Here is a 15,170-nt window from a genome sequence, read left to right on the forward strand (position 1 = left end):
CCGTAATGTGCACGGGCAGCATATCTTTAATTCATACCAGTACCGAGGAGCGATAAATGCATACCGACCCAGCCCTGAAACTGGCACAGGAACAAGTAAAAGGTGCGCTGCGGGGCGACGTCCGGGCCCCAGTAGTACAGGCCTTTTTTGACGAGGCGACCTTTACTGCCAGCTATGTCGTTCACGATCCGGCCCTGAAGCGTGCCGCCATCGTCGATCCGGTGCTTGATTTCGATCAGGCGTCAGGCCGCACTTCAACGCATTCGGCCGACCTGATTATCGAATATGTCCGTCAGCACGGATTGACGGCCGACTGGCTGCTGGAAACCCATGCGCACGCCGATCACTTGTCGGGAGCGCCCTATTTGCAGGAACATCTGGGCGGCAAAATCGCTATCGGGCAGGAAATCCTGACTGTTCAGAAAGTCTTCGGCAAGATTTTCAACGAAGGCGCCGGTTTCGCGCATGACGGTTCGCAATTCGACCATCTGTTTGCCGATGGCGACAGAATGGAAATAGGCGAAATCCCTTTTACCGCATTGCATGTCCCGGGACATACCCCGGCGGACATGGCCTATGTCATCGGTGATGCGGTATTCGCGGGTGATACGATGTTCATGCCTGATTACGGCACTGCACGCGCGGATTTTCCCGGCGGCGACGCTGCGGTTCTGTTCCGGTCGATCCGCCGCCTTATGCAGCTGCCTGACGAAACACGCGTATTTCTTTGCCATGATTACAAGGCCCCTAGCCGGGCCGAATTTGCCTGGGAAACCACCATCGGTTCGCAGCGACAAGCCAATGTCCACGTTCATGAAGGCGTGAGCGAGGACGAATTCGTGGCCATGCGCACAGCCCGTGATGCGACGCTGGGTGTGCCGCGGCTGATTTTGCCGTCGATCCAGATCAATATGCGCGCCGGACACTTCCCCGAACCGGACGATAACGGAACCCGGTATCTGAAGTTGCCGCTCAACACACTGTAAGGAAAGAATATGGAACCGCTCAATCCGCTGGTCGCCTTGTCGGGAGGGGTCCTCATCGGGCTCGCAGCAGCATTGCTTCTGCTTATGTCCGGAAGGATTGCAGGGGTCAGCGGCCTGACAGCGCGCGCATTGGGAATTGCCAGCAGCGGGCCCGGGCGGGGCGAAGCCGCAATGTTTGTCGCCGGGCTCCCGCTTGGGGCCGTCGCCGTCAATATGTTCTTGCGCCAGCCGGATGTGATAGTGACATCGTCGGTGGCTATACTGATTGCGGCCGGATTGCTGGTCGGATTTGGCACCCGGCTTGGCAGCGGCTGTACCAGCGGACACGGCGTGTGCGGCATGTCACGTCTGTCGCCGCGCTCGTTCGCGGCCACCGCAGCCTTTATGACTGCCGGCGTGATCGTGGTGGGCATGGCGCGCTACATGGTGGGGGGCTGAGCCGATGCGCAAATTGTTCATCGCATTGCTGACCGGGACGATTTTCGGTGCTGGACTGACATTGTCCGACATGGTCAATCCGGCGCGGGTCATTGCATTTCTCGATCTGTTCGGCAGTTGGGATCCCTCGCTCGCCTTCGTGATGGGCGGCGCGCTGATCCCGTCGGCTATCGCATACGCTATGTCCCGCAGGATGCAGGGTCCGGTCTTTCATCCGACCTTCCACATCCCCGAAAACAAAGTGATCGATCCCCAGCTTATGGTTGGCGGTGCGATGTTCGGGGCGGGGTGGGGGCTGGCCGGATATTGCCCCGGTCCGGCATTGGCGGGGCTGGCATTCGGTGCCTGGCAAACCGCGGTGTTCGTTGTTGCGATGGTCGCGGGAATGTGGCTGCACGGCATATTGGTCGATCGGCGGCCGGGGTTCATCAGCTCGCTGGCAAGCTAGGACATGACAATGGATATCACTCGCCTTTCACCGCACTATGCGGTTAGCGCGCAATTGACCCGGGATGATCTGGAGCACGCGGCCCGGCTCGGGTTCCGGACAATCGTCGATAACCGGCCAGACGGCGAAGCGCCCGATCAACCATCAGCCCAGGCGATGGAAATTGCCGCGCAGAAACTGGGCCTTGGATTTGCCTATATCCCGGTTGTGCCGGGCGAACCCTGCACGCAGCAGGCGGTCATGCTGAAGCAAGTGCTGGCGACGATGGAAACACCGGTTCTGGCATATTGCCGCAGCGGCGCCCGCTCGACCTTGCTCTGGCAGGAATATTGCAAAATGCCGCCGGCACACCGTGAACCTGACGCGCGATAGCGCAGATGGCATCGCTTTCGCGCTATTTACCGATCCTTCAATGGGGGCGGACCTACAGCAAAGCAGCGCTGGGCGCTGACCTTATGGCAGCGGTGGTCGTGACCATCATGCTCATCCCGCAAAGCCTCGCTTACGCATTGCTGGCCGGACTTCCGCCGGTTGTCGGTCTTTACGCATCGATCCTTCCGCTGGCGGCCTATGCTGTTTTCGGGACCAGCCGGACTTTGGCGGTGGGGCCGGTCGCGGTGGTGTCGCTGATGACCGCATCCGCGGCGGGTGCGGTTGCCGCGCAGGGGACAGCCGAATATCTGGAGGCGGCGATAACGCTCGCAGCCTTGTCGGGTATCATGCTTGCTATCATGGGAGCGCTGAGGCTCGGGTTTCTGGCAAATCTGCTCTCGCATCCGGTTATATCGGGCTTTATCACTGCCAGCGGCATCCTGATTGCCACCAGTCAACTCAAACACATTCTCGGCGTGTCCGCCCCGGGTGATAATTGGCCGGACATGCTTGCCAATCTGGCCGGGGCGGTCGGACAGACCAATTGGTGGACGCTGGCACTGGGGATTGCGGCGGTCGTGTTTCTGTTCTGGGTTCGGGGCGGGGCCAAGCCCGCGCTGCATAGGCTGGGAGCTACGGATGCTGCTGCCGGTGCAATCGCCCGGGCCGGTCCCGTCGCAGCGGTGGCCGTGACGATTCTGGCTGTTGCCGGGTTTGATCTGGGCGCAAAGGGCGTCACGCTGGTCGGCGCGATTCCGCAAGGGCTGCCGCCCTTCGCGCTGCCCTCGTTCGCTCCGGAACTGATCGCACAGCTTTGGGTGCCTGCGCTGCTGCTCTCGGTCATCGGGTTCGTCGAAAGTGTCTCGGTTGCCCAGACGCTGGCCGCCAAACGCCGCCAGCGTATCGATCCCGACCAGGAATTGATCGGGCTCGGCGCCTCGAACATCGCCTCCGCCCTGTCGGGAGGGTATCCGGTCACCGGGGGCTTTGCGCGGTCGGCGGTAAATTTCGATGCGGGGGCCGAAACACCGGCTGCAGGCGCGTTTACGGCAATCGGAATAGCGCTGGCTGCACTGTTTCTTATGCCGCTGCTGTTCAACCTGCCCGTCGCGACGCTGGCCGCCACGATAATCGTGGCAGTCCTGAGTTTGGTGGATCTGAAGACTCCGGTCCAACTGTGGCGGTATTCGCGGACCGACTTTGCCGCGCATATCGCAACCATAGGCATCACGCTGCTGCTGGGAGTTGAAATGGGTGTGGTCGCGGGGGTTTCAGTCGGTCTGCTGCTTTATTTGTGGAAGGCATCGCGCCCCCACGCGGCGATTGTCGGCCGCGTGCCGGGAACCGAACATTTCCGCAATGTCCTGCGCCATGAAGTCATCACTTTGCCTGAACTTCTGTCGATCCGGGTTGATGAAAGCCTGACTTTCCTCAACGCGCGGTGGCTTGAGGAATTCGTCCTTGAACGGGTTGCCGAACGCCCCGCACTGCAGCACGTCATCCTGATGTTCTCGGCAGTCAATTCGGTCGATGCATCGGGCTTGAAGAGCCTGGAGGCGATCGCCCACCGCCTCGCCGACGGGAAGATCGTTCTGCATCTGTCCGAAGTCAAAGGCCCTGTGATAGACCGGCTGGCCGAAACCGGTTTCCTGCGGAATTTGAGCGGAGATGTGTTTCTTTCGCAGGACCGCGCATTTTCTGCAGTTGTGGCTATTATCAAAGCCGAACCGAGCGATGATCCGTTTCAGGCGCGCGGCATGATCTGAGGCGGCAGGTCTGCCGCACCAAGATCAGGAGATTCCCCTATTCGCGACTCTCTGGCGATCAGGCAATCAGCCAATGCCGCGTCGGGCCGTCAGCAGGATGCCCGGAATAGCCGAACCCGGTCATGCCGAAAAACCGGCAGGTGATACGGCCGTGGCTGTTGCGGAAACTGCTGCCGGACAGGCCGCAGCATTGCTGACCGGGTCCGGTAACGCCGATGATGAGAAAGGGGAGAATCTTATGGCCCAGGCATTGATTATCGAAGGTAACATGCTGATTGGCTGCGAATTGTCCAAACGCCTTGCCGAGATGGGGTTCGACAGTCTCGACCATGTCTGGACCGAAGAAGATGCGATTGCGATGGCCGCAATGCATCCGCCGGATCTGATTGTCGTGGGCGATCACGTGCAATCCGGCGACGGCGTGATGGCTGCCAGAAGAATATGCGGAACGCGCGATGTGCCGGTCCTGCTCGTCACCCGTGATGCCGCCCGCAAAAGCCGGCGTTTGGGACGGGGTGCCGTGCTCGACGGGCCATTTTCCTTCAACAAACTGGCCGAGGCGGTTGATACCGCCCGGCGTCTGCCGCAAGGTGTATGACGGAGGCGCCCATGTGCGCCAAACGACATTTCGGCTTGCGAAGCTAATGCGGTGAAGATCGCGGTGTTCAGCACGAAGCCCTATGATCGCCGGTTTTTGGAGGCAGCCAATCTTGCTGTTCCTGCACCGCACAGGCTGATCTTTCACGAAGCGCGGCTGGATGCGTGCAGTGCGGTCGCCGCCAGCGATGCCGAGGGTGTTTGCCCGTTCGTCAATGACCAGGTTGATGCGCGTGTTCTGCGGATCCTGCGCGGTAATGGCACACGTCTGATCTGCTTACGCTGCGCCGGGTACAACAACGTCGATGTAAAGACCGCCCATGCCCTGCAAATGGCCGTCGCCCGCGTTCCGGCATATTCGCCGCATGCCGTGGCGGAACACACGCTCGCCATCCTGCTTTCGCTCATACGCCGTATCCACCGTGCCTATGCCCGCGTGCGCGAAGGAAACTTTGCGCTCGACGGGTTGCTGGGCTTCGATCTGCACGGGCGCACAGTGGGGGTTATCGGGACAGGCAATATCGGACTGATCGTGTCGCAAATTCTGGCCGGGTTCGGCTGTGAAGTATTAGGCACCGATCCGGTGGAGAACGACCATTTTCCCGGCAGCTATGTCGCATTGAACGATCTGCTGGCCCGCAGCGATATCATCAGTCTCCACTGTCCGCTCAATCCCGAAACGCGGCATATGATCGACGCCGGCGCAATCGCCCGGATGAAAGACGGGATCACGATCATCAACACCAGCCGCGGGGCCGTGATAGACACACGTGCGATCATTATGGGCCTGAAATCCGGCAAGATCGGGCAGTTGGGGCTTGATGTTTACGAGGAGGCAAGCGGCATATTTTTCGAGGATTTATCGGATCAGCCCATCGTCGATGACACGTTGGCCAGATTGCTGACTTTCCCCAACGTGCTGATTACCGGTCATCAGGGCTTTTTTACCGCCGATGCATTGCGCGCCATTGCTGCCACCACGATTGCCAACGCCACTGCTTTCGAAACACAGGGAGCACCGCTGCACCCGGTCGGGATATCACAGGTGACGCCGGGTTAGCCCGTTCAAGTCCCTATCCGGTGATACTCGAAATGTGCGGCGCGAAGCGAGGCATCGGGCAGTTTTGGTTCGTCAAAGTCCGCGCAAGCATTCGGCCAACAGCACCAGCCGACAGGAGTTTCGGGCAGGACGCAGCAACTGGCGATCCCCGTTCGCGGGATTTGTTGCGGCAGGTCCGGTCCGCCGATCATCTCGGCTAAGGACATATACGCATTCCAGCCTCGGCGCGGTGTGGATAATCCCATGCCATGCGCTGCATACTCGTTCTCGATGGTCACCCGCACAACGACCCTGACCATTACGTCCATGCGCTTGCGTCCGCTTATATCAAGGGCGCCGAAGAACTTCACGAGGTCCGCCGGGTCGATTTGTCGAAGCTCGACTTCCCTGTGCTGCGCGACCCCGACGACTGGAATTCACATACGGCGCCGCAGGGCCTGGCCAAGGTGCAGGAGGCAATGCGCTGGGCGGATCACATCGTGATACTCTATCCGCTTTGGCTAGGAGACGTCCCGGCCTTGCTCAAAGCGATGCTTGAACAGGTGGCGCGGCCCGGATTTGCCGTCGAACCAGCCGAGAACGGGCTGTATCGCCAATTGTTAAAAGGCAAATCTGCGCGGCTTATCGTGACGATGGGAATGCCCGCCGCCGCCTATTCGCTGTTTTTCCGAGCGCATAGTGTGAAGAGCTTCAAACGAAACATCCTGCACTTCGCCGGGGTGTCACCAGTGCGCCTGTCGCTGATGGGCAGCGTGGCCAAAAGTGATGATTACCGCAAGACATGGCTGCGCAAAGTCGAAAGGCTCGGCCGGTCCGGGAGATGATGTGGGTCATGAAAAGCAAACCGCGTGTTCTGATGCTGGCGCTTTGCGCCAGCCTGTCCGCCAATCTGTCCGCCTGCTTGGGGGCCTACAAACCTGCGGCTCCCGCCATATCCGGCAATGGTAACCCGCAGGCCGGTGAGGGCTTGTTCCGTCACGAACCGCCGAAAGCATCCAGTAGCGATGATCAGGCGCTGGCGTTTGCGCAGGCTGCCTGCGCCGATTGCCATGCCGTCGAAGCGCCTGACCTGTCCCCTCATCCCGGCGCGCCATCCTTTGCCGCTGTCGCCAACCGGAAGGGCCTGACGAGCGAAACCCTTTCGGCATATCTGCGCGACGCGCATAATTATCCCGAAGCCATGGATTTCGACCTGGACGCGCCGCAAGTCGATGCGCTGACACGATATATACTCACGCTGCGCGACGACGGTTTTGCACCGGCGATCTAGCGCGGGCGGCAGTTCAGCCGGGTGAACCGTGCAAAATCGCCTGGGCAAGCGCGGGCATAGCGCCAAGCTGTGCAGCTTCAGTTTTTGGAGGCATTGCGCGCGACACGTGCGGCCTGGCGGCGGCGTTTCTTTTCCAGCACGCCGGAATCGGGCGCGAGACTGACGGCACTGTCAGCCATGACCGCGCCGCGTTCACCAATCGGCCGATCAACGCCCACTGTGGTGTCGATCAGCGTCTGGCGTTCGATTTCGGCATTGAGCAGCGCGCCCAGCAAAATCGCGTAGCTGGTAAGAAACAGCCACATCAGGAACACGACAATGGCGGACAATGATCCGTAGGTCGCGTTGTAATCGCTGATGTAGCGGACGTAGAGCGAGAAGCCGAAGGAGACTGCCACCCACGCGAATGTGGCAAGGATCGATCCGGGCGATAACCAGCGCCATTTTGCCGCGCGGCGGTCTGGCCCGTATTTCATGATCAGGGCAAATCCGCCTGTCCCGAGCACCATGGCGACCAGCCACGTCAGCGCCTGATATCCGGTGTCCGCCGCGGTGCCGATGAACGTTTCCGTTCGCGTTTCGAGCCATGCGACCAACCCCCCGCTGATCAGCCCGGTCATGGCTATCAGGATCGCCGCCAGCGTGAGCCCAGCCGCGCGCAGCGTAAGTGAGAATATATTGCGGCTTTCATGTTCCGAATTGATGATGTTGAGCGCACCGATCAGGCCGGTTGCAGCCCGCATTCCGCCGTAAATCGCCAACAGCAGCGAAATTGCCAGCGTTACGCCGGTCACCCCCGCGCTCGTGGTGACAACGGCGACCAGTTGCGATTCGATCAGAGCGGCAGCGTCTGCCGGCATCCAGCTGGAAATGGCGTTCATTTGCGACTGGACGGTCTGGACATTGCCCAGCAGACCGTACGTCATCACCGTAGCGGCCAGTAAGGGCGTGATCGCCAGAAACGCGAAGAAGGCCGTACCCGCCGCAAGCAGCGACAGATTATGGAACCCTGCCATTACCCATATCCGCTTGCCAATTTGCTTCCAGGCTGCCCACGGCAGGGCGTGCGGAGATGCCGCCATTGCGCCCGGCTGCAATTCCTTTATATCTTCAACATCTTGGTCATTCAGCCCTATGTTCATGTCCGTTGTGTCAGACGCTTTGGCGGAGCTCGCATCGGCGATCCTTGTGGTAAATTTTTGAAAATACGGTTGAAGGCAGTTTGATGGGCATAGTGTCAGTAGTAACGTCGCACAGGCGCAAACGTGCCTTGGTTTCTTTGCCGTTTTCGCTCACAACCGCATTGGCAGCAGTGTTGACGGCGACTTTGTCGGGGCAGTCTGCATCGGCCCGCAATGCGGTTTTGCAGGACAGTGAAATTGGCGCCGGAACGCAGCCCGTTGATAATTTGCAAGCCGGCGAAGTTCCTGTGCCGCCGTCACCAGCCGATTCGGATTTGCCGCAGGTGGAGCCGATTATTTCGGACGAGGAATTCAATTCCTCGATCCCGCCTTTGGCCGAAGATGATCCCGAACTGGGCGGCGAACTGGAATCGATTGCCGACTTCGAGCGGCGCTTTGCTTCCGAACAAGCCGGTGCCGAACCGCTGGACGGTGTGGCCGCGCCGCTTGGTCTGCCCGAACTTGCCGATGGTGACCGTGTCGAAGAAATCGGCGATGCGCCGATCCGCGATGCGGAGCTGGCCGCTCCGCTTGCGCCGCTGGAATCTTTCGATGTCGAAGAAGTACAGTTCGCCGAAGAGGCGGGCGATGAAGAAGTTCTGGTTGTCAAATACGGCACACAGATCAACGGTCTAGAGGAAATCGACGAACTGTCGGATGCCAATCTGGCCGCAACCTTCAAGGGCCTTTCGGCGCTGGAATCGGCCGATGGCGAAGCGGCCAATGTTGCCATGCTGGCGGCCCGCGTGACCGAAGACAGCGCTTTGCTGCAGCGGATCTTGCGCGCCGAAGGCTGGTATGACGCCAAAGTCACCACGCGGATTGACCGTTCGGAGGAAGCGAGCGGGCAGCCGCTGCTGGCTGTGCTGGATGTGGCGGCGGGAGAACGGTTTACCTTTGCCGAAATCATCGTCGATGCGGAACCGACGATACCGGCTGATCTGATCGCGAAAAACCTCGCATTACAGGTGGGCGAACCGATTATCGCCGCGCGCGTTCAGGGGGCCGAAGCGCAAATTGCGATCGCGCTGCCGCAGGAAGGATATCCCTTCGCGGAAGTTGGCCAGCGCGATATTCTGCTGGATCAGGAAACATTCGACGGTGTTTATACGCTGCCCGTCACCACCGGCCCCCGCGCACGGTTCGGCGGCTTTGCAAGCTCAGGCAACCAGGCCTTCGATGCCGATCATGTCGAAGTGCTGGCCCGGTTTGAAAAAGGTGAGCTTTACGACAGCCGCAAGGTTGACGATCTGCGTCAGGCGCTTGTGGCAACCGGCCTGCTCAACACCGTGTCGGTTGTGCCTGTGCGTACTGGCGACGCGGCCGATCAGGACAGCGAATTTGTCACTATCGCGGTTGACCAGGACGCCGGCCCGCCGCGCACGCTTGCGGGCAGCGCCGGTTTCGGCACCGGACAGGGTTTCAGGGTGGAAGGGAGCTGGAGCCACCGCAATCTGTTCCCGCCCGAAGGTGCGCTTATCGCGTCGGCCGTTCTGGGTACGCAGGAACAGGGCGCAGGTGTCAATTTCCGCCGCTCGAATGCCGGGCAACGCGACAGGACAGTGGAACTGGGCCTTAATGCGCTACACGCCGATTACGATGCGTTCGAAGCGTTTACCGGCAGACTGGGCGGGCTGGTCAGCTATGTCTCGACACCGATCTGGCAGAAAAAGCTGACTTATGCCTATGGCGCTGAAATCATCGGCACAATCGAGGAAGACTTCGACTTCGATCTGGGTGAACGGGTGGACCGCACCTATTTCATCGGGGCGCTGACCGGGCAGGTCGGCTTTGACACATCGAACGATCTCCTCAATCCGACCGACGGGTTTCGCCTGACGCTGCTATTGCAGCCGGAAGGGTCGTTGCAGGATGGCTTCAGCCCTTACGCGCGCGGCTTCCTGAACGGATCGGCCTATTATCCCGTCAGCGATGCGCTGGTGGTTGCCGGGCGTTTCAGAGTGGGGAGTATCCAGGGGGTCGACCGTGAAGATATTGCCCCCTCACGCCGGTTCTACGCGGGCGGGGGCGGTTCGGTTCGCGGCTTCGGCTACCAGCAACTGGGCCCGCAGGTGCTGGAACCCAATCCCAAATTCGACGCCGCCGATCCTGACGAAAAGGATGACGAGTTTCTGATCCGTCCGATTGGCGGCCTGAGCGTTAACGAGCTGGCTGCAGAAGTGCGCTACCGCTTCGGTGACTTCGGGGTTGTCGCGTTTGTCGATGCGGGCCAGGTTTATGAAAGTTCGACCCCTGATTTTTCCAACCTGCGATATGGTGCGGGTATCGGCGGGCGTTTTTACACCAATTTCGGCCCGCTCAGGCTCGATGTCGCAACGCCTATCGGCCGCAGAGACGGTGAAAGCCTGATCAACATCTATATCTCGATCGGGCAGGCATTCTGATGGCCGATACGCCAATCGATACCGCGTACGAAGGTGACCCGGACGTAAGCGGCGACGACGCCCGCCCAACCGTCTGGCCGCGCCGGATTTTCAGGATTGTGTTGTTCACGTTCTTGGGCCTGATTGCTCTGGCGGGTATTATTCTGGTCGGGCTGAATACCGATCCTGGCCGCAATATCATCGCAAATCAGATCGAAGCACTGGAATTCGAAAACGGCATGGAGATCGGCATCGAGAGGATCGATGGTTCGATCTACGGCGATATGACAATCCGCGGGCTGACCCTATCCGATCCCAAGGGTGTATTTCTGAGCGCGCCTGCAGTTGTGGTTGACTGGCGCCCGTTTGCATTTGCGCGCAGGCACATCGATATCCGCTCGCTCACGGCCAAGACAGTGACGCTGGGCCGTTTGCCCGAATTTCGCGAAACCCCGCCCAGCGAAGACCCGCTTTTGCCCGATTATGATATCGATATTGACGCGCTGGAAATCGATCGTTTCATCGCTGAGGCCCCCGTTTCCGGCGAGCGACGCATCGCGAAACTGGCGGGCAAGTTGCACATCGCCGATGGCCGCGCGCAAGCCCGCTTCAACGGCGCTACGCTGGCCGGCGAAGGCCGCGCCGGCGGGGACCGGATCGCATTGAAGCTGGATGCGGTGCCCGAAGCCAACAGGCTGGGGCTTGATGTCGACATCAACGCACCGGGTGACGGCGTGATTGCCGCGCTTGCCGGACTGACGGAACCGCTGCAGGTCAAGCTGTCGGGCAAGGGTGACTGGGCCAGGTGGAACGGCAAACTGAACGCTGCGCTGGCAGGCAAAAGCCTCGCCGATCTGAACCTGACGGCCAGAAATGGCACATTCAATCTTAAAGGCCCCGCGAGCCTCGCGCGCTTTGCCCCGCCAGCAACCGCGGATCTGCTGGGCAACACGACCGATCTGGATGTTACCGCAACCTTCGAGGAGCGTGCGGCCAATGTCGCAGGGCGCGTATCAAGTGATGCCTTCAACCTGACAACCAACGGGCTGATCGATCTGTCAGATAACAGCTTCGACAATTTCAAGGCTGCGTTCGTGCTGCTGAAACCATCCGCGCTTGCGCCAAACCTGCGCGGTAACGGGCTGCGCGCGATGGTCACGCTGGATGGACCCTTCACCAAGCCGCGGGCGATCTACGATATCAATGCCGCGCGCATAGTGATGAACGATATGGGCGTCGAAAACCTGCGCGCCAGAGGCGATGTGCAGGTCGATACGGCGCGGCTGATCATTCCGGTTTCGGCCACTGCTGCGCGCATCACCGGGCTTGATACTGTGGCCGGAGGCACGCTCACCAATATCCGGCTGGACGGCGACATTGCCATTGATGGCACGCGGTTTCTTTCCGATAATATGCGGATGCGGTCGGACCGCATCGATGCGAAACTGATCCTGCTCGCCGACACGGCGACGGGTCTTTATACCGGCGCAATTGACGGGAAGATCGATAATTACCGGGTCGAAAGCGTCGGCGTTTTCAACATCGAAACCGATATCGACCTGCAATCCGAAGCTAGCGGCGGGTTTGCTCTGGCGGGCAAGGTGCGCGCCCGTTCAACCAGCCTGACCAATGAAAACCTGCGAACGTATCTTGGCGGCAATCTGACCGCTTCCAGTGACGTGCGATATGGCAGCGACGGTGTGGCCCGGTTTGCCAATGTGCGGATGAATTCGCCCTTGCTGCGGATTACCGATGGACGCGGCAGTTACTCGCAATCCGGCCAGATCGATCTTGTCGCTAGCGCAGTTTCGCAGCAATACGGCCCTGTCGGCGTGACTTTGACAGGCACGATTTCCAATCCGCGCGCCACTATCAGAGCGGCCAACCCCGGCCTTGGTATCGGCCTTGCCGGACTGACCGCCGAAATTCGCGGCGACAACGGCAATTACCGCATCGATGCAAGCGGGCAGACCGATTACGGGGCGTTTACGGCGGATGTGACGGTCGCCACCGCACGCGGCCCGCTTTCGCTTACGATCAACCGGGCGGATTTTGCCGGTATCGGTCTTTCGGGACAGGTCCGCCAGAGCCCCGCCGGCCCGTTCATCGGCCAGCTTGATGCCAACGGACGCGGTCTGGGCGGCATTGTCCGGTTGGGGGCAACCGGGAAATACCAGTCCGCCGTGGTCAATCTTCGCGCGAACGACACGGTCCTGCCGGGCCCTGCAAACCTGCGGATCGGGTCGGCCATCGTCGATGCGACGATCGTGATGTATGACCGGCCAGAAATCGTCGCAGACGTCCAGTTGGCCAACACCGATTACGGTTCGCTCAACATCAATGCGATGCGTGCGCTGATCGATTACCGCGACGGGCGCGGCAAGGCTAAACTTCTCGCCGAAGGCACCAGCGGCGTGCCGTTCCGCATATCGGGCAATGCCGATCTGCAACCGGAATTGTGGCGCGCATCGCTGCAGGGCAAGGTGCGCGGTATCGCGTTCAGGACAACCTCACCTGCCCGGATCATCCCGGGCAAGGGAACATATGAACTGCTGCCCACGCGGATCGATTTCGGTCAGGGTAACATGCGCGTCGCGGGGAATTACGGTCAGGGTATCAAACTGCAGAGCCGGCTTGACGATATGGATCTGGCTATCCTCAACGCATTTTCACCCGGTCTCGGCATCGGGGGCAAGGCCACCGGAAGCCTCGATTTTGCGCAGGCCAATGCCGGCGCGTTCCCCACCGCGGACGCCCGGATGACGATCACCGGCTTTTCGCGGACCACCGCGGTTTCGGTCAGCCAGCCGGTCAATGTCAATTTCGTGGGACAGCTGCAGCGCAATGGCGGTGCGGCGCGCGCGGTGATCAGACGGCGCGGCACCGTTATCGGGCGCATGAATGCTGCGCTGACCCCGCTTCCGCCCGGCAGCGGGCCGTGGACCACGCGGCTTCTGGAGGCTCCGCTTGGCGGCGGCATCCGCTATAACGGACCAGCCGACACCTTGTTCTCGCTCGCTGGCCAGCCCGATCAACGCCTGTCGGGCGCACTGGGCGTGGCAGCCGACTTCAGCGGCCGCGTATCGCAGCCTTCGTTGTCGGGTATCGTGCGGGCCAACAACCTGACTTACGAAAACCAGACTTATGGCACGCGGCTGACAAACATGGCGCTACGCGGCAGTTTTACCGGCGACCGGCTGGAGATCGAACAATTGGAAGCGGTTGCCGGTGACGGCAAGGTTTCCGCAACCGGCTATATCAGTCTGGCTGCCGATAGCGGTTATCCGATGGATGTGCAGCTGAAGCTGGACAATGCCCGCCTGGCGAAAAGCGATGCGATCGGGGCCACGGCCACGGGCAACCTAGCTTTCACCAAACAGGCGGGTCAGATCGCCTCTCTGTCGGGCCGGATATTGCTGCCCGAAACCCGTTACGAAGTGATCCGGCAGGGTTCTGCCGCTGTGCCCGAACTTTCCGGCGTACGCTTCAAACCGCCGCGCGGAAGGCCGCGTGTTACGGGTGATGAGCCTGCCTCGCTATCTGCCGGGCTGCTGGGTCAGGTGCGGCTGGACATAAATCTGGTCGCGCCGGAAAAGCTGTATGTCTCGGGCATGGGCCTCGAAAGCGAATGGAGCACCGATATCCAGTTGACCGGCACCAGCGCCGAACCGCGGATGTCCGGTAGTGTCAATCTGATCCGCGGTACGCTGGGCTTTGCCGGCAAATCGTTCGTCCTGACCGAAGGGCGCGTCGGCTTCACGGGCGGCAGAGCGCTTGACCCCACAATCAGTCTGGTCGCAAGCGAAGAGGTCGAAGATGTGACCGTCAATGTGAATGTCAGCGGCCGCGCGTTCAACCCGCAGATCGTGTTTTCCAGCACGCCGGGATTGCCGCAGGACGAAATCATGTCGCGCATCCTGTTCGGCAGTTCGGTCGGCAATCTGTCCGCAATCCAGGCGGTGCAGCTGGCCGCTTCGCTCAACTCGCTACGCGGAACGGGCGGCGGTCTGAACCCGCTGGGCAAACTGAGATCGGCGACCGGTTTTGACCGGCTGCGCATTGTCGGCCCCGATGATACCACCGGGCAGGGCACCTCGCTGGCCGCGGGCAAATATCTCACCGACGATATTTATCTCGAGGTCATTACCGATGCGCGCGGCTTCACCGCGACCCAGCTGGAAATCAGCCTGACCCCGGCGCTATCGGTGCTCAGTCAGGCGGGCGGCGCTGTCGGGACCAATGTGAACGTGCGTTACAAGAAGAATTACTGATGCGCGTGATCGTGGTTCTGGTCATTCTGGCGCTGGCATTGATCGCGGCGGCGGTAATGCGGAGCGAACGCGAGAGCGACTTCAATTACCGGTTTGAAAGGGCAGAGCAGCGTATCAAGGATCTGGCCCGCGACATTGATGAGGATCTGGAGAAAAAATAACGCGGATGCAGCGCGGCGTTTTTTCGCTGGCCCGCCTCCGAAATCCGCCGCTATTTCTGGCCGAACCGTGCCGTCCAGGGTTACACTAGTTACACCCTGTAACCCTGCCCGATCTGTGATTAAGTGATTCTATTTCAGATGTTTAAGGCGCAAATCACACGGGGTGACACTTCACGCGGTGGCGCGCAAAACACCCCGGACCACGCCAAACCGACAATATCAAAGAACCGCTGGCA

13 protein-coding genes are annotated in these 15,170 nt (G+C 60.5%); 12 read left to right on the plus strand and 1 reads right to left on the minus strand.

The features are described 5' to 3' along the window. Positions 1-56 precede the first annotated feature (56 nt). From WFP06_RS02310 to WFP06_RS02350, 9 genes are all read left to right on the plus strand, one after another. A complete protein-coding gene (locus tag WFP06_RS02310; protein WP_336985639.1) occupies positions 57-986 on the plus strand; it encodes an MBL fold metallo-hydrolase in 930 nt (309 codons plus the stop codon). A gap of 9 nt (positions 987-995) precedes the next feature. Further along, the gene (locus WFP06_RS02315; RefSeq protein ID WP_336985640.1) at positions 996-1,424 is read left to right on the plus strand and encodes a YeeE/YedE family protein; all 429 of its coding nucleotides are present in this window, start codon (positions 996-998) and stop codon (positions 1,422-1,424) included. A gap of 4 nt (positions 1,425-1,428) precedes the next feature. After that, complete coding sequence (locus tag WFP06_RS02320) at positions 1,429-1,872, plus strand: YeeE/YedE family protein (protein WP_336985641.1); 444 nt, start codon at positions 1,429-1,431, stop codon at positions 1,870-1,872. A 9-nt stretch (positions 1,873-1,881) separates the two neighbouring features. After that, a complete protein-coding gene (locus WFP06_RS02325) occupies positions 1,882-2,244 on the plus strand; it encodes a protein tyrosine phosphatase family protein (protein ID WP_336985642.1) in 363 nt (120 codons plus the stop codon). Positions 2,245-2,249: 5 nt separating this feature from the next. Next, complete coding sequence (locus WFP06_RS02330; protein WP_336985643.1) at positions 2,250-4,010, plus strand: SulP family inorganic anion transporter; 1,761 nt, start codon at positions 2,250-2,252, stop codon at positions 4,008-4,010. 73 nt (positions 4,011-4,083) lie between these two features. After that, positions 4,084-4,608: an ANTAR domain-containing protein gene (locus WFP06_RS02335; protein ID WP_336985644.1), complete on the plus strand. Its 525-nt coding sequence runs from the start codon at positions 4,084-4,086 to the stop codon at positions 4,606-4,608. A 51-nt stretch (positions 4,609-4,659) separates the two neighbouring features. After that, positions 4,660-5,667, plus strand: a complete 1,008-nt coding sequence (locus WFP06_RS02340; protein ID WP_336985645.1) for a 2-hydroxyacid dehydrogenase — start codon at positions 4,660-4,662, stop codon at positions 5,665-5,667. A gap of 248 nt (positions 5,668-5,915) precedes the next feature. Then, a complete protein-coding gene (locus WFP06_RS02345) occupies positions 5,916-6,491 on the plus strand; it encodes an NAD(P)H-dependent oxidoreductase (RefSeq protein ID WP_336985646.1) in 576 nt (191 codons plus the stop codon). A gap of 8 nt (positions 6,492-6,499) precedes the next feature. Next, positions 6,500-6,937, plus strand: coding sequence for a hypothetical protein (locus WFP06_RS02350; RefSeq protein ID WP_336985647.1), 438 nt, complete (start codon positions 6,500-6,502; stop codon positions 6,935-6,937). A 77-nt stretch (positions 6,938-7,014) separates the two neighbouring features. Here the strand turns inward: WFP06_RS02350 and WFP06_RS02355 are convergent, their stop codons facing one another. After that, positions 7,015-8,079: a YihY/virulence factor BrkB family protein gene (locus WFP06_RS02355; protein WP_336985648.1), complete on the minus strand. Its 1,065-nt coding sequence runs from the start codon at positions 8,077-8,079 to the stop codon at positions 7,015-7,017. An 83-nt stretch (positions 8,080-8,162) separates the two neighbouring features. Between WFP06_RS02355 and WFP06_RS02360 the strand changes: the two genes are divergently transcribed. The 3 genes from WFP06_RS02360 to WFP06_RS02370 are packed head-to-tail and all read left to right on the plus strand — an operon-like array spanning position 8,163 to position 14,934. Next, positions 8,163-10,523 carry an autotransporter assembly complex protein TamA gene (locus WFP06_RS02360; protein ID WP_419716211.1) on the plus strand — a complete coding sequence of 787 codons (2,361 nt, stop codon included), beginning with the start codon at positions 8,163-8,165 and terminating at the stop codon, positions 10,521-10,523. Beyond that, on the plus strand, positions 10,523-14,773 hold the full coding sequence (locus WFP06_RS02365; RefSeq protein WP_336985650.1) for a translocation/assembly module TamB domain-containing protein: 4,251 nt from the start codon (positions 10,523-10,525) through the stop codon (positions 14,771-14,773). The genes WFP06_RS02360 and WFP06_RS02365 overlap by 1 nt, the downstream gene beginning before the upstream one ends. Then, positions 14,773-14,934: a hypothetical protein gene (locus tag WFP06_RS02370; protein ID WP_336985651.1), complete on the plus strand. Its 162-nt coding sequence runs from the start codon at positions 14,773-14,775 to the stop codon at positions 14,932-14,934. Before WFP06_RS02365 ends, WFP06_RS02370 begins: the two co-directional genes overlap by 1 nt. Positions 14,935-15,170 lie beyond the last annotated feature (236 nt).

It is taken from the genome of Altererythrobacter aquiaggeris, assembly GCF_037154015.1.
GTDB classification, from domain to species: domain Bacteria; phylum Pseudomonadota; class Alphaproteobacteria; order Sphingomonadales; family Sphingomonadaceae; genus Aestuarierythrobacter; species Aestuarierythrobacter aquiaggeris.